Annotated in this window: 18 protein-coding genes; 11 read left to right on the top strand and 7 right to left on the bottom strand. The window is 68.3% G+C overall.

The annotated features are described in order from the left end of the window. Positions 1-24 precede the first annotated feature (24 nt). From MRY84_RS16015 to MRY84_RS15995, 5 genes are all read right to left on the bottom strand, one after another. Positions 25-1,755 carry an acyl-CoA dehydrogenase family protein gene (locus MRY84_RS16015; protein ID WP_291506699.1) on the bottom strand — a complete coding sequence of 577 codons (1,731 nt, stop codon included), beginning with the start codon at positions 1,753-1,755 and terminating at the stop codon, positions 25-27. Between the two features lie 371 nt (positions 1,756-2,126). After that, a complete protein-coding gene (locus MRY84_RS16010) occupies positions 2,127-3,119 on the bottom strand; it encodes a tripartite tricarboxylate transporter substrate-binding protein (protein ID WP_291506698.1) in 993 nt (330 codons plus the stop codon). 54 nt (positions 3,120-3,173) lie between these two features. Then, positions 3,174-3,938, bottom strand: a complete 765-nt coding sequence (locus tag MRY84_RS16005) for an SDR family NAD(P)-dependent oxidoreductase (RefSeq protein ID WP_291506697.1) — start codon at positions 3,936-3,938, stop codon at positions 3,174-3,176. 38 nt (positions 3,939-3,976) lie between these two features. Then, positions 3,977-5,845, bottom strand: coding sequence for a feruloyl-CoA synthase (locus MRY84_RS16000; RefSeq protein WP_291506696.1), 1,869 nt, complete (start codon positions 5,843-5,845; stop codon positions 3,977-3,979). Between the two features lie 54 nt (positions 5,846-5,899). Continuing rightward, entirely contained in the window at positions 5,900-6,688 is a 789-nt protein-coding gene (locus tag MRY84_RS15995; RefSeq protein WP_291506695.1) for a crotonase/enoyl-CoA hydratase family protein, read from the bottom strand. 160 nt (positions 6,689-6,848) lie between these two features. On the opposite strand from MRY84_RS15995, the gene MRY84_RS15990 reads away from it, so the two are divergent. From MRY84_RS15990 to MRY84_RS15980, 3 genes are all read left to right on the top strand, one after another. Further along, on the top strand, positions 6,849-8,063 hold the full coding sequence (locus tag MRY84_RS15990) for a thiolase family protein (protein WP_291506694.1): 1,215 nt from the start codon (positions 6,849-6,851) through the stop codon (positions 8,061-8,063). Between the two features lie 2 nt (positions 8,064-8,065). Next, complete coding sequence (locus MRY84_RS15985) at positions 8,066-9,319, top strand: thiolase family protein (protein WP_291506693.1); 1,254 nt, start codon at positions 8,066-8,068, stop codon at positions 9,317-9,319. Between the two features lie 139 nt (positions 9,320-9,458). Then, positions 9,459-11,036, top strand: a complete 1,578-nt coding sequence (locus MRY84_RS15980) for an acyl CoA:acetate/3-ketoacid CoA transferase (protein WP_291506692.1) — start codon at positions 9,459-9,461, stop codon at positions 11,034-11,036. A 66-nt stretch (positions 11,037-11,102) separates the two neighbouring features. Here MRY84_RS15980 and MRY84_RS15975 read toward each other — a convergent pair whose 3' ends face one another. Then, positions 11,103-11,609 carry a MarR family winged helix-turn-helix transcriptional regulator gene (locus MRY84_RS15975; protein WP_291506691.1) on the bottom strand — a complete coding sequence of 169 codons (507 nt, stop codon included), beginning with the start codon at positions 11,607-11,609 and terminating at the stop codon, positions 11,103-11,105. A 205-nt stretch (positions 11,610-11,814) separates the two neighbouring features. After that, entirely contained in the window at positions 11,815-13,368 is a 1,554-nt protein-coding gene (locus MRY84_RS15970; protein WP_291506690.1) for a YifB family Mg chelatase-like AAA ATPase, read from the bottom strand. Between the two features lie 215 nt (positions 13,369-13,583). Here MRY84_RS15970 and MRY84_RS15965 point away from each other — a divergent pair, with 215 nt between their 5' ends. The 8 genes from MRY84_RS15965 to MRY84_RS15930 form a co-directional block, all read left to right on the top strand. Beyond that, positions 13,584-14,315 (top strand): TorF family putative porin, encoded by a 732-nt coding sequence (locus MRY84_RS15965; protein ID WP_291506689.1) that lies wholly within the window; start codon positions 13,584-13,586, stop codon positions 14,313-14,315. Positions 14,316-14,358: 43 nt separating this feature from the next. Next, positions 14,359-14,697, top strand: coding sequence for a P-II family nitrogen regulator (gene glnK, locus MRY84_RS15960; protein ID WP_010466918.1), 339 nt, complete (start codon positions 14,359-14,361; stop codon positions 14,695-14,697). Positions 14,698-14,733: 36 nt separating this feature from the next. After that, the gene (gene amt, locus MRY84_RS15955; protein WP_291506688.1) at positions 14,734-16,281 is read left to right on the top strand and encodes an ammonium transporter; all 1,548 of its coding nucleotides are present in this window, start codon (positions 14,734-14,736) and stop codon (positions 16,279-16,281) included. A gap of 263 nt (positions 16,282-16,544) precedes the next feature. Beyond that, complete coding sequence (gene glcE, locus MRY84_RS15950) at positions 16,545-17,681, top strand: glycolate oxidase subunit GlcE (protein ID WP_291506711.1); 1,137 nt, start codon at positions 16,545-16,547, stop codon at positions 17,679-17,681. Positions 17,682-17,718: 37 nt separating this feature from the next. Continuing rightward, on the top strand, positions 17,719-18,519 hold the full coding sequence (locus tag MRY84_RS15945) for a YoaK family protein (protein WP_291506687.1): 801 nt from the start codon (positions 17,719-17,721) through the stop codon (positions 18,517-18,519). Between the two features lie 57 nt (positions 18,520-18,576). Beyond that, positions 18,577-19,839 (top strand): glycolate oxidase subunit GlcF, encoded by a 1,263-nt coding sequence (gene glcF, locus MRY84_RS15940; protein ID WP_291506686.1) that lies wholly within the window; start codon positions 18,577-18,579, stop codon positions 19,837-19,839. 129 nt (positions 19,840-19,968) lie between these two features. Further along, a complete protein-coding gene (locus MRY84_RS15935; RefSeq protein ID WP_291506685.1) occupies positions 19,969-20,928 on the top strand; it encodes a ProQ/FINO family protein in 960 nt (319 codons plus the stop codon). Continuing rightward, a partial coding sequence (locus MRY84_RS15930) for an alpha/beta hydrolase (RefSeq protein WP_291506684.1) occupies positions 20,921-21,443 on the top strand: 523 nt, incomplete at its 3' end. The genes MRY84_RS15935 and MRY84_RS15930, both read left to right, overlap by 8 nt.

Raw genomic sequence — 21,443 nt, 5'->3', positions numbered from 1 at the left:
TCAGGAGCTGCTGGCGCTTGTCTATCAAGCGCTGGCGGCCTCTTTGGGGCGCACCTCGAAGGCCTGGGCGATGCGCTGGCGCAAGATGCCGGCGCGCAGGTCGAATTCGGGCAGCACCCACTGTGCAAAGGCCTGGGCAGGCGCGGTCCAGCGGTCGGGCGCGGCGGTGGGCTCGGCAGCGTGGTGTTGGCGGGCGGCGCCAATCTGGCCCCAGGCCCACTCCAGCAGCACCAGCGCCACGGCGCGCAGGTAGTCGTCGGCCACCCAGTAGGGCAGTTCGGAGTCAGTCTGTGCGGCAATGGCCAGGGTCTGCGTGATCTCCACCAGCGCATGGCGGCGTGCGCTGGCGGCGGGGCTGGGCGCCGCGCCGGGCAGCGTGGTCAGCAGCGTCGCCAGGCCCTGCCCGCCATCGGCCAGCACCTTGCGCACCAGCAGGTCGATGGCCTGGATTTCATTGGTGCCCTCATAAATCATGGCCACGCGCGCGTCGCGCACGATCTGCTCGATGCCCCATTCGCTCACGTAGCCGTGGCCGCCCAACACCTGCAGGCAGGCGCTGGCGCCGTGAAAGCCCTGGTCGGTGAGCGCGGCCTTGAGCACGGGCGTGACCAGCGCGCACCAGCGCTGCGCGGCGGCGCGCTCGCCCGCGTGGGTGCTGTGCTTGGCGATGTCCAGTTGCAGCGCGGTGTGGTACGCCAGCACGCGCCCGCCGTCGATCCACGCGCGCTGCGTGTGCAGGATGCGGCGGATGGCGGGGTGGTCGTGGATGAGGCTCACGGGCTCGGTGGCGCCGGGGGCGCGCATCTGGCGGCGCTCGGCCGCGTAGGCGCTGGCCTTTTGCCACGCGGCCTCCAGCAGGCCGATGCCTTGCAGGCCCACATGCAGGCGCGCGGCGTTCATCATCACGAACATGGCGGCGAGGCCCTTGTTCGGCTCGCCCACCAGCCAGCCAGTGGCGTCGTCAAAGCGCATCACGCAGGTGGGGCTGCCGTGCAGGCCCATCTTTTCCTCGATGCGTTCGCAAACGACCGCATTGCGGGTGCCGTCCTGAAGCATCTTGGGCACGAGGAAGAGCGACAGGCCCTTGGGCCCGGCCGGTGCCTCCGGCAAGCGCGCCAGCACCAGGTGCACGATGTTGTCCGTCAGGTCGTGCTCGCCGCCGGAGATAAAAATCTTGCTGCCATTCACGCGCGCGCTTCCGTCGGGCTGCGGCACACCGCGCGTGCGCACCAGGCCCAGGTCGCTGCCCGCGTGGGCTTCGGTCAGGCACATGGTGGCGAGCCATTCGCCGGTGGCGACCTTCTCCAGGTATTGCGCTTTCAGGGCGTCGCTGGCGTGGTGCTTGATGCATTCGTACGCGCCGTGCAGCAGGCCGGGCGCCATGGTCCAGCCGTGGTTGGCGCCGGCCAGCCATTCGTACAGCACGCATTCCAAAACGGCCGGCAGGCCCTGGCCGCCGTCCTCGGGCGCGCAAGCCAGCGCGGGCCAGCCGCCTTGCCAGAAGGCTTGGTAGGCCTCGCGAAAGCCGGGAGGCGTGTGTACCTGGCCTGCGTCAAAACGGCAGCCCACCTCATCGCCCGTGCGCTGCAGCGGGGCCACGGCGGTGTCCACAAACTTGGCGGCTTCGTCCAGCACCTGCGTGGCCAGGTCGGCATCGGTGTCCGCCAATGGCGCCAGCGCCTGCCACTGCGCGGGGGCGTGGAGCACGTCGTTCAGCAGAAACTGGATGTCGGCGAGAGACTGGCGTGCTGGCATGGTTTGACGCTCTTGTTTTGGTAGCTGGTGGCGCTTGATGGATAAGCGCTGGAGGCTGTTTTGGCTTGAACTTATTGACCTAGGCCGTTCGACTTGGGCTGGTCGGGAAGGAGTGCGCTGGCGCGTGCCCTGGCTTCGACAGGCTCAGCCCGATCGGGTGGGGGTGGTGTGCCCCGGCTTCGACAAGCGCAGCCCGAACGGACTGGGACGCGCGGCGCTTCGCAATGCCCCCACCCGTCGAAACCGGCGCGCCCCAAGGCCAGGGCAGCCGCGCAAGGGCCGCCCCGCCGCGCTGGCTGCGTCCCCCTGCCCGCATCGCGCAGCGATGCGAGAGCGGGGGGAAGGCGCGCAGCGCCTCAGGGGGGTGCTCTCTAGGACTCTGCGGTGAACCCGATCTGCTTGACCAGCGGACCCCAGCGCTCGAATTCGGCTTTCTGGTCGGCCAGCATTTCCTGCGGTGTGCTGCCGTGGGCGACCAAGCCGACGACGCCCAGGGCGTCAATGACCGTCTTGTCCTTGAGCGCCGCGGTGATGGCCGCGTTGGCGCTGGCCAGCGTGGCGGCCGGAATCTTGGCCGGGGCGTAAAAGCCGAACCATTCCTCCGACGTCACATCGGGGAAGCCCAGCTCGGTGAAGGTAGGCACGTCCGGCAGGTAGGGCGAGCGCTTCTTGCCCGAGGTGGCCAGCACGCGCACGCGGCCCGTCTTCATGTACTGCAGGTAGTCGCCGCTGGGGTTGACGGCGGACGCAATCTGCCCGCCCACCAGGTCCGTAATGCTGGGCACGGTGCCGCGGTAGGGCACTTGCTTGAGCTCCACGCCGCTGCGGATGCCCAGCAGCGCACCCAGCAGGTGAGGCATGGAACCCGCGCCGGGCGTGCCGTACATGGCCTTGTCCGGATTGGCCTTGGCCCACTTCAGGAAGTCCGCCAGCGTCTTCACCTCGGCGGGCACGGAGGGCCCGACAGCCAGGCCGTGGTGCATGATCGCGCCGATGGAGACGGGCTGCACGTCATCGGGCTTGTAGCTGAGCTTGGGGTAGATGTGCGGGTACACGGCCAGGGCCGATACGGGCGCCAGCGTCAGCACCGAGCCATCGGCGGGCGCGCTCTTGAGCGTCTCCACCGCAATGCGGCCGCCTGCGCCGGGCTTGTTTTCCACAAAGCCGGGGTTCTTGCTGTAGGCCGTGCCGCCCAGCTTCTCGGCCACGCGGCGGGCCACGCTGTCGCCTGCGCTGCCGGCGGGAAAGCCGTACATGATCTTGACCTGGTCCAGCGCCTGCGCGAACGCAGACAGTGGGTGAAGGGCCCCGAGCGCGGCGGCCGAGCCGAGGGCTTGTACAAAGTGGCGTCGAGTGGTCGTCATGGTTGTCTCCTGAGGTTTAGTGGTTCGATGACGGGGGCGGGAAAAAAACGCGGTTCAGCGCGGCGCCATGCGCAGGGCGCCGTCCAGGCGAATGACTTCGCCGTTCAGGTGTCCGTTGGTCACGATGTGGCAGGCCAGCTCGGCGAATTCCTCGGGCTTGCCCAGGCGCGGGGGGAAGGGAATGCTGGCGGCCAGCGACTGCTGCACTGCCTCGGGCAGTTCCTTCATCAGCGGGGTGGCGAACAGGCCGGGCGCGACGGTGCACACACGGATGGCGTGCTGCGCCAGGTCGCGCGCCATGGGCAGCGTCATGCCGGCCAGGCCCGCCTTGGAGGCGCTGTAGGCCTGCTGGCCCACCTGACCGTCGAAGGCGGCGACCGAGGCGGTGAACATCATCACGCCGCGCTCGCCGTTGTCCAGCACGTCGAGCTTGCTGCAGGCGGCGGCAAACAGGCGGCTCACGTTGTAGGTGCCGATCAGGTTGATGTTGACCACGCGCACGAAGTCTTCCAGTGGCGCGGCGCTGCCGTCGCGCTGCACCACCCGCTTGGCGCTGCCGATGCCGGCCACGTTCATCAGGATGCGCGCGGGGCCGTGGGCGGCGGCGGCCTTGTCGATGGCGGCCTGCACGCTGGCGGGGTCGGTGATGTCGCAGGGGCAGGCGATGCCGTTGATGTCGGCAGCGACCTTGTCGGCCAGCTCGGCGTTGCGGTCCAGCACCGCCACCTTGGCACCCTGGGCGGCCAGTGCGCGCGCGGTGGCTTCACCGAGGCCCGATGCGCCGCCGGTCACGAGGGCGGCTTGTCCTTGAATCTGCATGGTGCTTGTCCTTGGGTAGTCGTTCGGTTCAGGTCAGTTCATTGCTGGGGCACGAGGGTGAATGGCAGCTTGCCCTCGTGCATGGCTTCCACCAGGTTGGCACGGTGCTTGAGCACGGCGCGCTGGTTGATGGAGCCCTTGTCGGTGATCTCGCCCTTGTCCAGCGAGGGCGGCTCGGCCATCAGGTGCATGCGGGCCACGCGCGTGGCGCTGCCGGTGGCCTGGGCGGCCAGCTGGTTGAGCACTTTCTGAAAATGCTGCTGCACCGGGGCGCTCTCCAGCACCTGCTGCAGGCTCGCGTCGGCGGGCAGGCCCGCCAGTGTGCGCACGTGCGGCGTGGGGATCAGCAGGGCGCCCACTTCCTTGAGGTTGATGCCGGTGATGACCGCGTCCTGAACATACGGCGCGCAGGCCGCGATGATCTTGGCGCGCATGGGACCCACGCTCACGAAGGTGCCGGTGGAGAGCTTGAAGTCCTCGGCAATGCGGCCGTCGAACTTCAGGCCCCGGTTCAGGTCGTTCTCGTCGATCCACTTCACCGCGTCGCCCGAGCAGTAGAAGCCTTCTTCATCGAAAGCCTCGCGCGTGGCCTCGGCATTGCGCCAGTAGCCTTGGGTGATGTTGGGGCCCCGGTAGCGCACTTCGACCTTGCCGTCCACGGGCACCAGCTTCAGCTCCAGCCCCGGCGTGGGCACGCCGATGTCGCCGGCCTGCACGTCGGGGCTGTTCACGGCGATGCAGAAGGGGCAGCCTTCGGTCATGCCCAGGCCGGTGTTCATCACGATGCGCTCGCCCACCTCCTGCTCGGCCACTTCGAACAGCGCATCCCAGATGGGCTGCGACAGCGCGGCGGCGGCAAAGAAGAACATCTTCACGCGGCTGAGCAGGTTCTTGCGCAGCTGCTCGTCGGTCTTCATGGTGTGCGCGATCACCTCGAAACCCGTGGGCACGTTGAAGTACACCGTGGGTGCGATCTCGCGCAGGTTGCGGATGGTCTCGGCCATGCCGGCGGGCGTGGGGCGGCCCTCGTCGATGTAGAGCGTGCCGCCGTTGTAGATGATGATGCCGAAGTTGTGGTTGCCGCCGAAGGTGTGGTTCCACGGAAGCCAGTCCACCAGCACCAGGTGGCCCTCGGCCAGCACGGGCATGGACTGGTTCATCTGCTGCAGGTTGGCCGTCCACATGCCGTGCGTGATGATCACGGCCTTGGGCGCCTTGGTGGAGCCCGAGGTGAACATGAACTTGGCAATGGTCTCGCGCGTGATGGCCGCGTGCGCTGCATCCACGGCTTGTGTGGCCTCGGTGGCCAGCAGCGCGCTGAATGGGGTGGCGGTGCGGCCGGGCAGCGTGCCCTCGATCAGCGCCACCTCCACGTCGGCGCCCACCGTGGCGTTGATGGCGGCGGCATAGCGCGCGCCGCTGCTGGCAAACACCAGGCCGGGCGTGAGGGTGTTGATGGCGTGGCGCAGCTTGTCGTAGTCCTTGCTCACGGTGGAGTAGGCAGCCGACACGGTGCATTGCGGCACGCCGGCCACCAGGCAGCCCAGCGACAGCAGGGCGTGCTCCAGGTCGTTCTCGCTGAGCATGACCACGGGGCGGTCGGGGCTCAGGTTGCGGTCCAGCAGCGCCTGGGCGATGCGGCGCGCGCTGTCCCAGGCCTCGCGGTAGCTGATGTGGCGCCAGTCGCCCAGGCTGCCGTCGGCGTTCTTCACGCGCTGGGCCATCCAGGTGCGGTCGGGCGTGGCCTCAGCCCAGTGCGCGAGGCGGTCGGTCAGCCGCACGGGATGGGGCTCCAGGTCTTGCGTGGCGCGCACGTAAAGCGTGCCGTTGTCGCCCGGGCGGGTGGTGACCTGGGTCACGCCAAAGCGCAGCGGCCGGTAGCGAGGGGTTGGGAGGGTTGCCGTCATGGAGCTTGTCTCGGGGCTGGTGCTGGCGCGTGAACGATGAAGGAGTTCGGCGGCTCAGTCTTGTTTCTTGACCTTGTTGGCCTTGCCATCCAGGAAGGCGCGCACGCGGGCCTTGGCCTCGGGGGCGCTCTGGGCAATGGCGGCCATCATGGCCTCGGCCATCAGGCCCTGGTCGGCGGGCTGCTCGGCAATGCGGGGCAGGGCATGCATCAGCGCGTAGTTGGTCAGCGGCGCGTTCTGGGCAATGCGCTGCGCCAGCTCGAAGGCCTTGTCGAACGCCGTACCGGTGGGTACGAGGTATTGCGCAAAGCCCACCTTCTCGCCGTCCACCGCGTTGTAGACACGGCCGGTCATCATCATGTCGGTCATGCGGGCCGTGCCGATCAGGCGCGGAATGCGCACCGCGCCGCCGCCGCCCACAAAGATGCCGCGCGAGCCTTCGGGCAGCGCATAGAAGGTGGTCTCGTCCGCCACACGGATGTGGCAGGCGCTGGCCAGCTCCAGCCCGCCGCCCACCACGGCGCCATGCAGCGCGGCCACCACGGGCACGGGGCCAAACTGCACGCGGTCCAGCGCCGCATGCCACATGCGGGAGTGGTGCAGGCCTTGGCCGGCATCGCGCTCCTTGAGCTCCGACAGGTCCAGGCCCGAGCAGAAGTGCTCGCCCTCGCCGTCGATCACCGCCGCGCCCACGCTGGCGGGCAGGTTGTCCATCACGTCGCGCAGCGCAAGGATCAGGCCGTCGTTCAGCGCGTTGCGCTTGGCGGGGCGGGTGAGGCGGATGACCGCGATTTCCTCGCGTTCGCCGCGGATTTCCAGGGAGATGTCGGTGGATTGCGTCATGGTGATGGCTTTGATGTTGAGCAAATTATGGTTATTAAAAATAACCAAAACAAGACCGCGGAGGCACTGTTTGGTAGGTGGTTTCCCTAGCTTTTCAGGGCGCACACATGGTTATGATAAATAACTAAAATGCGGCAGCGACTGCCACCAAGGACACGCCATGAACGCCTTCATCCCCTACGGTATCTATTGGTCTTCTCCGTTTGCCAAGTGGCAGGGCACGCTGGCCAACCTCAACGCGCTGCCGCTGGCGGCTGCCGTGGGCAAGCAGGCGCTCGCTGCGCGGGGCTACGACCTGTCTGCGGTGGACCTGGCCATCCTCGGCATCACCAACCCGCAAAAGGGCAGCTTCTACGGCCTGCCCTGGGTCACGGGCCTGATGGGCATTGACCGCGTGGCGGGCCCCACGGTGCAGCAGGCCTGCGCCACCAGCGTGCGCGCGCTGCAGATGGCCGCGCAAGAGGTGGCCTGCGGCACGGCCACCAGCGCGCTCCTAGTGATGGCCGACCGCCAGTCCAACGGCCCGGTGGTGTACTACCCGGATTCGAGCGGCACCGGCGGCTACGGCATCACCGAGCACTGGGTGCCCGACAACATGGGCCACGACCCCTACGCCAAGAACCCCATGCTGCAGACCGGCGAGAACGTGGCCGCGCGCTATGGCATCAGCACCGAAGAGCAGCACGCCCTCAAGCTGCACCGCTACCACCAGTACCAGGAGGCGCTGGCCAACGACCGCGCCTTCCAAAAGCGCTACATGGCCGATGTGCCCGTCACCGACTCCAAGTTCCGCAAGCAGACCGGCACGTTGAGCACCGACGAAGGCATCTTCCCCACCACCGCCGAGGGTCTCGCCAAGCTCAAGCCCGTGAAGGAAGGCGGCACGGTGACCTTTGGCGGCCAGACGCACCCCGCCGACGGCAACGCGGGCGCCATCGTCACCACCCGCGAACGCGCGCGCGCCGTGGCCACTGACCCCGGCATCGAGATCGAGATCCTGGGCTTTGGCATGGCGCGCGTGGAGGCGGGCTACATGCCCATGGCGCCGTCGCCTGCAGCCTTCAACGCGCTCAAGAACGCGGGTCTGTCCATTGCCGATGTGCACGCCATCAAGACGCACAACCCCTTTGCCGTGAACGACATCGCCCTGGCGCGCGACACCGGCTTTGCCTGGGAGCGCATGAACAACTACGGCAGTTCCATCATCTGGGGCCACCCCCAGGCACCCACCGGCATGCGCGCGATCATCGAACTGATTGAAGAGCTGGTGCTGCGCGGCGGCGGCGTGGGCTTATTCACCGGCTGCGCGGCGGGCGACACGGGCTATGCCACGGTGATCCGCGTGACCGACAGCAAAACCACCTCCAAGGCCTGAACATGACCGCAGCAACCCACTCCTTCTCTGCCCCTCTGAACGCCTGGCTCGTGGACGGCGTGCGCACGCCGCTGGTGGACTACTGCGGCGCACTGGGCCATGTGTCGCCCACCGACATGGGCATCAAGGTGGCGCGCGCCGTGCTGGAGAAGAGCGGCGTGCCCGCTGCCGATGTGGGCTCCGTCATCACCGGCTCCATGGCGCAGGCGGACTTTGACGCCTATGTGCTGCCGCGCCACATCGGCCTGTATGCGGGCGTTCCCTTAGAGGTGCCCTCCATCCTGGTGCAGCGCATCTGCGGCACGGGCTTTGAGCTCTTCCGCCAGGCGGCGGACCAGATCGCGCTGGGCTACACCGATGTGGCGCTGGTGGTGGGCACCGAGTCCATGACGCGCAACCCGATCGCGGCCTACACGCATCGCACTGGCTTCAAGCTGGGCGCGCCCGTGGAGTTCAAGGACTTCCTGATGGAGGCGTTGATCGACACGGCCGGCCCCGTCACCATGATCGAAACGGCCGAGAACCTGGCCAAGAAATACGGCATCACGCGCGAGGAGGTGGATGCCTATGCCTCGCAGTCCTTCGCCCGCGCGCTGAAGGCGCAGGAAGACGGCTTTCTGGCGGGCGAGATCGTGCCCGTGACCAGCGAGAAGTTTGAACTGGAAGGCTACGCCACGCGCGGCATCACGCTGCCCCGCAAGGTGGCGCAGCTGGACCGCGACACGCACCCGCGCCCCTCGCCGGTGGAAGCTTTGGCCGCGCTGCGCACGGTCTACCCCGGCGGCGTGCAGACCGCTGGCAACAGCTCGGCCCTGGTGGACGGCGCCGTGGGCGCCGTGGTGGCCAGCGATGCCTATGTGCAGCAGCGTGGCCTCAAGCCCCTGGCGCGCCTGCGTGGCGTGGCGGCGGTGGGCGTGGCGCCCGAATACATGGGTATCGGCCCGGCCCCGGCCATCCGCGCGCTGCTGGCGCGCACGGGGCTCACGCTGGACGACATCGGCCTCTTTGAAATCAACGAAGCCCAGGGCGCACAGACCCTGGCCGTGGGCCGCGAGCTGGGGCTGGACTTGAACAAGCTCAACGTGAACGGCGGTGCGATTGCCCTAGGCCACCCGCTCGCCGCTACGGGCGTGCGCCTGACGGTGACGCTGGCGCGCGAGCTGCGTCGGCGCGGCCTGCGCTACGGCATCTCCAGCGCCTGCGTGGGCGGCGGGCAGGGCATTGCGCTGCTCATTGAAAACACCGAGAAGGCGTGAACGAGTCCGCCGTGCCCGCTCGGACACGCCCGCCCCATGCACGCCCCCTGCGCTTGAAACTTGAATGAAATAGGGCTCTGGCGCTTATCCAGTAAGCGCCAGCAGCTATCGAAATAATAGTATTCACCCAAAGGTCACCATGAAAATCATCACCGCCGCCGAAGCCGGGGCCCTGATCCCTGACAACGCCACCATCTTCCTGGGCGGCCTCGCCGTCTCCAGCCTGCCCGAGGAAGTGCTCAAGGGCATCGAGAAAAATTTCCTCGAACACGGCAGTCCGAAGAACGTGACCACCTGGGCCTGCGGCGCCATCGGCAACAGCAAGGACGCGGGCATGGTCCACTTTGCCCACCCCGGCATGATCAAGCGCACCGTGGCGGGCCACTTCGGCCAGACCGGCGCCGAGATGATGAAGATGGTGTTCGACGGTGAGGTCGAGGCCTACAACTTCCCGCAGGGCAGCCTGTCGCACCTCACGCGCCACATCGCCAGCCGCAGCCCGGGGCTGCTGACCAAGGTGGGTCTGGGTACGTTCGTGGACCCGCGCATCGAAGGCGGCAAGCTCAACAGCAAGTCCACCGAAGACCTCGTGAAGCTGGTCGAATTCAACGGCGAGGAGTGGCTGTTTTACCCCTCGCCCAAGATCGACGTGGCCATCATCCGCGGCACGCTGGCCGACGAGAACGGCAACCTCACGCTGGACAAGGAAGGCGTGCTGCTGGAGCAGATCAACATCGCCCACGCGGCCAAGGCCTGCGGCGGCATCGTGATCGCGCAGGTGGAGCGCATCGTCAAGGCGGGCAGCCTGCACCCCAAGTCGGTCAAGGTGCCCGGCGTGTCGGTGGACTATGTGGTGGTCAGCCAGCCCGAGAACCACATGCAGACCATCAGCACGCAGTTCAACCCGGCGCTGTGTGGCGACGTGCGCGTGCCGGTGAACTCGCTCGCGCCGATGCCGCTGGATGAGCGCAAGGTGATTGCCCGCCGCACGGCCATGGAGCTGAAACGGGGCGCCATCACCAACCTCGGCATCGGCATCCCGGCCGGCGTGCCCTCGGTGGCGGCGGAAGAGGGTGTGTCCGACCAGTTCACGCTGAGCGTGGAAAGCGGCATCACCGGCGGCATCCCCGCGCAGCTGGGCGACTTCGGCACGGCCTACAACGCCGACGCGATCATCGAGCAGTCGCTGCAGTTCGACTTCTACGATGGCGGCGGGCTGGACGCGAGCTTCCTGGGCCTGGCGCAGGCGGACAACCACGGCAACGTGAACGTGAGCAAGTTCAACGGCCGGCCCGTGGGTTGCGGCGGTTTCGTGAACATCACGCGCTCCACCAAGAACCTGGTGTTCTGCGGCACCTTCACCGCCGGCGGGCTGGAGGTGAAGGTGGGCGAAGGCAAGCTCACCATCGTCAAGGAAGGCCGCTCGCGCAAGTTCATCGAAAAGGTCGAGCAGATCACCTTCAACGGCCTGGATGCCGCCCAGCGCGAGCAGAACGTGCTGTTCGTTACCGAGCGCGCGGTGTTCCACCTGACCACCGAAGGGCTGGAGCTGATCGAGATCGCACCCGGCATCGACCTGGAGCGCGATGTGCTCGCGCACATGGGCTTCAAGCCCATCCTGCGCGATGTGAAGACCATGGACCCGGGCTTGTTCCAGGAGCAGTGGGGCGGCCTGGCGGCGGCGTTGGCGGCCAAGGCTGCGGCCCACCCCGCCTGAGAGACACGGCAAGAACGGCAAAGGGGCGCGACGGGCGCCCCTTTTTCTTTTTCTCTTCCTGACTTTTTACGCGGCGGTGGGCAGATAAATCTTCTGCAGCAGCCGGATCAGCGTCTTGCGCTCCGCACCCGTCAGCCGCGCCGTGGCATCCACCTCCAGCTGCGCGGCCGTGTGCTCGGCCTGGGCCGTGAGGTCCACGCCCGCGGGTGTCAGGTGCACGCCCATCGCACGCCCATCGCTGGGGTGGGGGCGGCGCTCGATCAGGCCGCGCTTTTCCAGCCCGGCGATCAGGCCCACCAGGTTGGGGGGCAGCACGCCCAGCGTGGCGCACAGCTGGCGCGAGGTGACGCCCGGGTTGTGCGCCACCAGCGACAGCACCGAAAAGTCCACCACCTTCAGGTCGTACACGGCCATGCGTTCCATGAAGACCTCGATGATGGCCAGCGACGCGCGGCGCGTGTTGTAGCCCACAAGGGTGCGCAGGAAGCTGGTGTCCACGCCTTCGGCGGTGGGGGCGGGCGCGGCAGGGGCTTTGGAGGCGGGGGTTTTGCGGGGGGAGCGAGCGCTGGGCATTGGGCGATTGTGGCGGGGCTCGGAAGAATGGGGCTCAGGTATTGTGCGGAGTTTTGAGCCAAATCAGCCGCTGTCGCTCGTATAACGTGCGCGGGCAGCTATGCAAACCATAGCATATTCGTGCGGATGCTCGATGCATGTTCTGTGGGGTGCACGGTTCCTCCTCGTCCTCTTCATCTTCATCTTCATCTGCCGACTATTTTCGTCAGGCCGGGCTGCGCAGCACGCGCCGGTACTGCACCGCCTCGGCTACATGGGCGACCTCGGTGGCCGGGGAGCCGGCCAGGTCGGCGATGGTGCGCGCCACCTTCAGCGCGCGGTGCGTGCTGCGGGCCGACCAGCCCAGGCGCGCGGCGGCTGTGTGGAGGAACTTGGCGGCGGTGTCCTGCAGCTGCACGTGCGTGTCGATTTCCTGGCCCTGCAGCGCCTGGTTGGGCTGGCCCTGGCGCGCCACGGCCAGCGTGCGGGCGCGCTCCACCCGCGCGCGAATGGCAGCGGTCGCTTCACCGGCGGGAGCCTGCACCAGCTGGTCGGCGGGCAGGGCGGGCACCTCCACGTGCAGGTCGATGCGGTCGAGCAGGGGGCCGCTGAGCTTGGCCTGGTAGCGGTGGACCTGGTCCGGCGTGCAGCGGCAGGCGCGCTGCGTGGAGCCCAGGAAACCGCAGGGGCAGGGGTTCATCGCCGCAATCATCTGGAAGCGCGCCGGAAAGTCCGCGCGCTGCGCGGCGCGCGAGATGGTGATGTGCCCCGTCTCCAGCGGCTCGCGCAGGGCTTCGAGCGCGGCGCGCGGGAACTCAGGCAGTTCGTCCAGGAAGAGCACGCCGTGGTGTGCCAGGGAGATCTCGCCGGGCTTGGGCGGCGACCCGCCACCGACCAGCGCCACCGCGCTGGCCGTGTGGTGGGGGCTGCCTGTGGGCCGCTGGCCCCAGCGCTCGGGTGCAAAGCGCCCGGCCAGGCTGGCGATGGCGGCGCTCTCCAGCGCCTCCTGCACCGTCATGGCCGGCAACAGGCCCGCAAAGCGCAGGGCCAGCATGGATTTGCCCGAGCCCGGCGGCCCCGCCATGAGCACGCTGTGCCCGCCCGCTGCAGCAATCTCCAGCGCCCGCTTGGCAGAGGCCTGGCCTTTCACGTCGGCCATGTCGGGGCCCTCGGTGCTGGGGACCGGCGGCCGGGGCGCAAGCCGGCTCCAGCCATCGTCCCCGTTGTCGCCCACCTCGGCGTCGCGGCCCGCCACGCTGCCGGGCGGCAGAAAGGCGCGCACCACGTCGAGCAGGTGGCGGGCCCGCACCACCCGGGCGTCGGGCACCAGCGCGGCCTCTTCGGCGCTGCCGGGCGGCAGCACCAGTTGCACGTCGATCTGCTGCGCCTGCAGCGCGAGGCTCGTGGCCAGTGCGCCGCGCACCGGGCGCAGCTCGCCCGACAGCGACAGCTCGCCCGCGAACTCGTAGCCCTGCAGCTTGCTGCCATCCACCTGGCCGCTGGCCGCGAGGATGCCCAGCGCAATGGGCAGGTCGAAGCGCCCGGAATCCTTGGGCAGGTCCGCGGGCGCAAGGTTGACGGTGATGCGCTTGTTGTGCGGAAACTCCAGCCCCGCGTTCTGCAGCGCCGAACGCACGCGCTCCCGCGCTTCCTTCACTTCGACCTCTGCCAGGCCGACCAGTGTGAAGCTGGGCAAGCCGTTGGTCAGATGCACTTCCACGGTGACGGCGGGGGCCTGCAGCCCCAGAAGGGCGCGGCTTTGCACCAAAGCAAGACTCATGAACCAGTTCCTCCCCAGTTGGGTGCGATTTTTTGTTATCGCGTGCAGTGAAGGTCGAATCTGCACCAAGAAGGTGCATTGGCCGCTGTGCACGCCGTGTGACTGTACCGGGGAACGTTGTAACGCGACGCAACCGGCCGGTGGGCATGGCACCGGTCCGTGGCACGGTCCATGCTTAAAGCCGCTGTCCCTACTTTGTCCCACCCGGAGGAAACATGACCCGCGCCATCATCAAGACCCTGGGCGTTGCCCTTGTGGCAACCCTTCCCGTGCTGGCAAGCGCCCAGCTCACCGGCAACGTCAGCCTGACCACCAACTACAAGTTCCGCGGCCAGGACCAGGATGCCTCCAAGTCCAAGGCCGTCAAGCCCGCGCTGCAAGGCGGTTTTGATTACGCCTTTGGCGAAACCGGCTGGTACGTGGGCAACTGGAACTCCAGCGTGGACTGGCTGGCCAACAACTCGCTCGAATCCGACCTGTACGGCGGCTACAAGTTCAAGGCCGCTGGCGCCGACTTCGACGTGGGCGCGCTGACCTACATCTACCCCGGCAACAGCGCCGGCAACACCACCGAGCTGTATGGCGCGGCCACCATGGGCCCCTTCACCGCCAAGTATTCGCACACCATCTCCAAGGACTACTTCGGCTTCGCCGGCGCCAAGGCCGGCTCGGGCCTGAAGGGCCGCAACACCGGCTACCTGAACTTTGCGTTCGCCCAGGAAGTGGCCCCCAGCATCACGGTGAAGGCCTCGGTCGGCTTCACGCGCTTCGCCAGCGACATCAAGGACCTGGGCGTGCCCAACTACATGGACTACAGCCTGGGCGGTGCGTATGACTTCGGCGGCGGCCTGTCTCTCGGCGCTGCCGTGGTGGGCGCCAACAAGAAGGCCTTCTTCGGCCATGTCAACAAGTCGCGCGTGATCGTCACGCTGACCAAAACCCTGTAAATCTCAGTGGGCGCCCTGGGCGTCCATTCCGGAGGAACCCCAAATGAAAATGGTGACAGCCATCATCAAGCCCTTCAAGCTGGACGAGGTGCGTGAAGCGCTTTCGGACATCGGCGTGCAAGGCATCACGGTCACGGAGGTCAAGGGTTTTGGCCGCCAGAAGGGCCACACCGAGCTGTACCGCGGCGCGGAATACGTGGTCGACTTCCTGCCCAAGGTGAAGATCGAGGCCGCCGTGGCGGACGATCTGGTGGATCGCGTGATCGAGTCCATCGAGAGCGCTGCCCGCACCGGCAAGATCGGCGACGGCAAGATCTTCGTGACCCACCTGGAGCAGGTGGTGCGCATCCGTACTGGCGAAACCGGCAAGGAAGCCCTGTAAGGGCGGGGCCGCAAACCATCCCATAAGAGAGACGCCATGAAAAAACTGCTTGCTTCCTTCATCCTGGGGCTGGGTCTGCTGACCATGGGCAACCTGTCCCTGGCACAGGCGCCCGCCGCCACCGAGCCGGCCGCCGCCGCGCCCGCTGCGGCCGCTCCAGCCGCAGAAGCCCCGGCGCCCGCGGCTGCGGCTGCCCCCGCAGCGGCAGCGGCCGCTGCTCCGGCTTCTGCCGCCGAGGCACCCGCTCCCGTCCCCAACAAGGGTGACACCGCCTGGATGATGACCTCCACCATCCTCGTGATCCTGATGGTCCTGCCCGGCCTGGCGCTGTTCTACGGTGGCCTGGTGCGCAGCAAGAACATGCTGTCCGTGCTCATGCAGGTGATGGTCACGTTCTCGATGATCGTGGTGCTGTGGTTCATCTACGGCTACAGCCTGGCCTTCACCGAAGGCGGTGCGTACATCGGTGGTTTCGACCGGCTGTTCATGAAGGGCATCTGGGACAACGCCGCAGGCACGTTTGCCAACGCGGCCACGTTCAGCAAGGGTGTCGTGATTCCGGAAGTGGTGTTCGCCGCCTTCCAGGCCACGTTCGCCGGCATCACCTGCGCCCTGATCGTCGGTGCGTTCGCAGAACGCATCAAGTTCAGCGCCGTCATGCTGTTCATGGTGCTGTGGTTCACCTTCAGCTACCTGCCCATCGCCCACATGGTGTGGTTCTGGATGGGCCCGGACGCCTACGCCTCCAAGGAAGTGGCCGACGCCATGACCGGCAAGGCCGGCCAGATCTGGCAGTGGGGTGCTCTGGACTTTGCTGGCGGCACCGTGGTACACATCAACGCCGCTGTGGCGGGCCTGGTGGGCGCGTTCATGGTGGGCAAGCGCATCGGCTACGGCAAGGAAGCCATGGCGCCTCACAGCCTGACGCTGACGATGGTGGGCGCCTCGCTGCTGTGGGTGGGCTGGTTCGGCTTCAACGCTGGCTCTGCCCTGGAAGCCAACGGCTTCGCCGCCCTGGCCTTCATCAACACGCTGGTGGCTACCGCCGCTGCCGTGCTGGCATGGTGCATCGGTGAAGCGCTGATGCGCGGCAAGGCGTCGATGCTGGGTGCCGCATCGGGTGCCGTGGCCGGCCTGGTGGCCATCACGCCGGCTGCCGGCAACGTGGGCATCGGCGGCGCGCTGGTGATCGGCCTGGTGGGTGGTTTTGCCTGCCTGTGGGGTGTCAACGGCCTCAAGAAGCTGCTGGGCGCGGACGACTCGCTCGACGTGTTCGGCGTGCACGGCATCGGCGGCATCGTCGGCGCCCTGCTGACCGGCGTGTTCAACGCCCCCGGCCTGGGTGGCCCTGGCTACGTGGCCGACTGGGTGACTGCTTCCATGGTGACTGCGGCCGACTACTCCATCGCCGCACAGGTGTGGACGCAGGCCAAGGCCGTGCTGCTGACCATCGTGTGGTCGGGCGTGGTTTCCTTCGTCGCCTACAAGGTCGTCGACCTGACGGTGGGCCTGCGTGTCTCCGAAGAAGACGAACGCGAAGGCCTGGACATCACTTCGCACGGCGAAACTGCGTACAACCGCTGATCCGCCTGCGCCCCACGCGCTGCGGTGTCTGGTGGCACCGCAGCGTCGCAAAAAGAACAAGCGAGTCACTCCTCTAGGTAGTTGAGCCCGCCGGCAACGGCGGGTTTTTTTCGTACCGTGGGAGGGCTCGCTGTCTGCTTTGGCAGGGATGCCCGAGCCGGCTCCACCAGACAACTTTCCGCGCGGGTCCGAGTCCTTTGCACGCGCGCTGTTCAAAAAATTCACGGGCTAGGCCTGCGGCGCCGGACATGGCTGCCGCTACGATGCAAGGCATGGACTTCGCCCTTGCCCAGATCGCCGACCGCGTGCGCGCCGCTGCCGCTGACCAGACCCCTTTGCGCATCCGTGGCGGAGGCACCAAGGACTTTCACGGACTGGCGCTGCATGGCGAAGTGCTGGACACGCGCGCACTGCGCGGCATCCTGAGCTACGAGCCGAGCGAGCTGGTGGTCACGGTGCGGGCCGGCACTCCGCTGGCCGAGCTGGAAGCCGCGCTGGCCGAACAAGGCCAGTGCCTGCCTTTCGAGCCCCCGCACTTTGCCAAAACGCCCTCGGATGCCGCCACGGTGGGTGGCATGGTCGCCGCCGGCCTGTCGGGCCCCGCCCGTGCCAGTGTGGGCGCCGTGCGCGACTACCTGCTGGGCGTGACCCTGATCAATGGCCGGGCCGAGCTGCTCACGTTCGGCGGCCAGGTCATGAAGAACGTCGCGGGCTACGACGTTTCGCGCCTCATGGCTGGTGCCTGGGGCACGCTGGGCCTGCTGACGGAGGTGAGCCTGAAGGTGCTGCCCGTGTCGCCTGCCGAGGCCACACTTCGGTTCGATCACATCCCGCAGGCCGATGCCTTGCGCCAGCTGCACGCCTGGGGCGGACAGCCGCTGCCGCTCAATGCGAGCTGCTGGGTGCAGGACGGGGACAGCGGGACGCTGTATGTGCGCCTGCGCGGCGCCGTGGCTGCGGTGGAGGCGGCGTGCAAGTCGATGGGCGGCACGCGCATGGACAACGCCGCGGTGGCCGCCGACTGGGTGGCCTGCCGCGAGCAGACGCTGCCGTGGTTCGCCGACCGCGCCAGGCGCCCCGACCACGCGCTCTGGCGCCTTTCCGTGCCGGCCACGGCGCCCGTGCTGAGCCTGCCCGGCGGCGCCACGCCCCTGGTGGAGTGGCATGGCGCGCTGCGCTGGGTCCAGGCGCCTGAATCGGATGCCGAAGCGCTGCGTGCAGCGGCCAGCGCGGTGGGTGGTAGTGCTTCTGTTTTTGTAGCTTCCAGCGCAGGTCCTGCAAGCGCGGGAGGCCATTTTGATTTGAACTCCAAGGCGCTTGAGGCCATCCATGCGCGGCTCAAGCACAGCTTCGATCCCGCCGGGATATTCAACCCGGGCCGCGTGGCGCGGGGCTGGTAGCCGGGCTGTTCGCGCCCATTTCTTGCGTATTGCCAGCATGCGACGACTGCGCCATCTCACGGGCCACCACCGCACGGTGACCAGCAACCGGGTACTGGGCCTGCTGCTGGCGTTCAACGCCGGAGCTGTCAACGCCGGGGGCTTCCTGGTGGTGCACATGTACACCTCGCACATGACCGGGTTTCTCTCGTCCCTGGCCGACAACCTGGTGCTGGGCAACATGAAGCTGGTGCTGGGGGCGGTGGGGGCGCTTTGGGCGTTCATGTCGGGCGCGGGCAGCACGGCGATCCTCGTCAACTGGGCGCGCCACCATCACCTGCGCAGCACCTATGCGCTGCCGCTGCTCATCGAGGCCGTGCTGATGCTGCTGTTCGGGTTGATGGGCGCAATCACCCTGGGCTGGCGCACGCCGTTCGCCGTGCCGCTCACGGTGCTGCTGCTGGCCTACCTCATGGGCCTGCAGAACGCGGTGGTCACCAAGATGTCCTCTGCGCAGATCCGCACCACGCACATGACCGGGGTGGTGACCGACCTCGGCATCGAGATGGGCAAGATGCTCTACTGGAACCGCCAGGGCACCGCGCCCGAGCAGCAGGTGCGGGCCAACCGCGAGCGGCTGCGCCTGTTTGCCGGGCTGGTGTGCGTGTTCCTTGGCGGCGGCCTGGTGGGCGCGGCGGGGTTCAAGCATGTGGGGTTCATCTTCGTGGTGCCGCTGGCGCTCGTGCTGCTCACGCTGTCGCTGCCGCCGCTGTGGGCCGACCGCGCACGCCTGCGGCAGCTGCTGGCGCAGTGGCGCGGTGCGCCCGCCCCCGATCCTGGCCCCGGTGCGCCGCATTGAGGGCCTGCCCGTCCGCTACCCTGCCGCTACCCCTTCGAGACCCCCCACGCTGACGCCATGCAAACCCAACTCGCCCCCGAATACGCCGCGCGCGCCGACGGCCTGGAAGCCGAAGCCATCGTGCGCAAGTGCGTGCATTGCGGCTTCTGCACTGCGACCTGCCCCACCTACCAGCTGCTGGGCGACGAGCTCGACGGCCCGCGCGGGCGCATCTACCTCATCAAGCAGGTGCTCGAGGGCGCGACGCCCACGCGCGCCACGCAGCTGCACCTGGACCGGTGCCTCACCTGCCGCAACTGCGAAAGCACTTGCCCAAGCGGCGTGCAGTACGGCCACCTGGTGGACATCGGCCGCAAGATCGTCGATGAAAAGGTGCCCCGCCCCGTGGGCGAGAAGGCCCTGCGCTGGGCGCTCAAGGAGGGCCTCCCATCGCCCCTGTTCGCCCCGGCGATGAAGGCCGGGCAAATGGTGCGCGGCCTGCTGCCCGCGTCGCTCAAGGCCAAGGTGCCCGCGCCGCAAGAGGCCGGGGCGTGGCCCGTGCGCGAACATGCGCGCAAGGTGCTCATGCTGGCCGGCTGCGTGCAGCCGGCCATGATGCCGAACATCAACACCGCCACGGCCCGCGTGCTCGATGCGGTGGGCATCCAGACCGTGATCGCGCCCCAGGCCGGCTGCTGCGGGGCCGTGAAGTTCCACCTTAACGACCAGGCGGGCGGCATGGCCGAGATGCGCGCCAACATCGACGCGTGGTGGCCGCTGGTGGACCCGGACGGGGCGGGCGGGGTGGAGGCCATCGTCATGAACGCCTCGGGCTGCGGCGTCACCGTCAAGGAATACGGCCACATCCTCCAGCACGATCCGCAGTACGCGGACAAGGCCGCGCGCATCAGCGCCCTCACACGCGACCTGTCGGAGCTGCTGCCCGCCATGCTGCCCGAGCTGGCCGCCAAGCTGCAGGGCCGCGTGAACCAGCCGGGCACGCTCTATGCCTACCACCCCCCCTGCACGCTGCAGCACGGCCAGAAGCTGCGTGGCGGGGTCGAGACGCATCTGAACCAGCTCGGCTTCCGGTTGCGCACGGCGCAGAGCGACGCCCACCTGTGCTGCGGCTCGGCCGGGACGTACTCGGTGCTGAACCCCGAGCTGTCCTACCAGCTGCGCGACCGCAAGCTCGTCGTGCTGTCCGAGTCCTTTGGCGAGCAGCCGCCCGATGTGATCCTGTCGGCCAACATCGGCTGCATCACCCATTTGCAGAGCGGCACGGGCACGCCGGTGCGGCATTGGGTGGAAGTGCTGGACGAGGCGCTGGAGACGCCCTGACGCACGCCGGGCCGGCCGTGGCCCGCCCCGCCCGCTATCCCCGATCCGTTGCGCTGGCGGCAGGGCCTTGCAACACTGGCATGATCGCGGGTTTTGTTGCCTTCCCATTTGCCCCCGAACCGCATTGCCATGACCGAGTCCGCGTCCGCCCAAGAACAACCCCACGCAGTTCCTGCCGCCCCCGCGGCCACGCCGGTGGCGGCCGAGGCTGCCGCTGTGCCCGCCGCACCACCCGCTGAGGACGGTGCGTCCGAGCCGCAGCGCAAAGGCGGCTCCCGCCGTGGCGGCCGCAACCGCCGCAAACCCGACGGGCGCCCCGCGCCGGAAGGGGCCGCCGACAACACTCCCCAGGCCGCCCCCACGCCCGGCGCGGGCCCACGTGCACCCCAGCGCGTGCACCCGGCGCTGGAGCAGTTGGCGGCGCTGTACCCGCACCTGTTCGGCGCGGTGTTCCGTCCGCTCAAGCGCGGCATCTTTCAGGACATCCTGGCCGCTCACCCCGACGTGTTCGAGCGCGAAGCGCTCAAGGTGGCCTTGGGCCTGCATACGCGGTCCACGCGCTATTTGCAGTGTGTGGCGGCAGGTGAAAAACGCCACGATCTGGCGGGCCAGCCTGTGGAGGCCATGGCCCCTGAGCATGTGCACCACGCGCTGCTGGAGGTGTACCGCCGCCGCAAGAACAGCAAGGGCCGCCCCACCGAAGACCTGCTGCCCAAGCTGCGTCACCGCATGATCGCGGCGTTCGAAGCCTCGGGCCTCACGCGTGAGGCATACACCGCGCTGGTGTTGGGCCGTGACGAAGCCGCCAACGCCATCCTTGAAGAAGCCTTTGCCGAATGGGCCGCGCGCAACGCCAGGGACGAGGCACTGCTGCGTGCCTTCGAAGCCAGCGGCCAGACGCTGGAAGCGTTTGCCGACATGTATGGCCTGGTACCCCGCACCGTGGGGCAGCAACTGGAGCGCGCACGCCGGCTGGCGGCAGCGCGTGCACAGCAGGCTGCAGATGCCGCTGCCGCGCCTGCTGCATCGGCGGATGTTGGGGACACGGTAGCGGCGCAGCCGCCAGCAGCCTCGGCGCCCCATGGTTGAACCCGGCGCGTTCGCGGCAGCGGCAGGACCCACGCGCCTGATCTTCCTGCCCGGTGTGGGCGGCAACCCGGCGTTCTGGCAGCCGGTCTCCGCAGCGATCACGCACCCGGCCGAGCGGGTGCTGCCGGGCTGGCCCTGGTTCGGCAGGGCATCGGCAGCGGACATGCCGCCGAACACTGCCGACCGCATGCAGGATCTGGTCGATGCGGTCACGCCGTACATGGACCAGCCTTGCGCGCTGATTGCCCAATCCATGGGCGGCGTCGTGGCCGCGCTGGCCGCCCTGCAGCGGCCCGAACGCCTCACGCACCTGGTGCTCGTGGCCACCTCCGGTGGTGTGCCCATCGACGACCTGCGCCCCCACGACTGGCGCCCTGACTTCCTCCGCGCGAACCCCCCCGGACCCGCGGGGTTCGCGCGCGCGGGCGGGGCCCGGGCGCCCCACCCGGCCGCGGTGCGGGCGCCGACCCAGCTGCTCAGGGGCGGGGCCGCCCCCCACAGCCCCCGGGCGGGGG

Origin of the sequence: Acidovorax sp., from assembly GCF_022763525.1 — a bacterium.
Classification (GTDB): Bacteria; Pseudomonadota; Gammaproteobacteria; order Burkholderiales; family Burkholderiaceae_C; genus Acidovorax.
The sequence above is the reverse complement of the archived record's forward strand: the minus strand, read 5'-3'. Positions and strand labels throughout refer to the sequence as shown.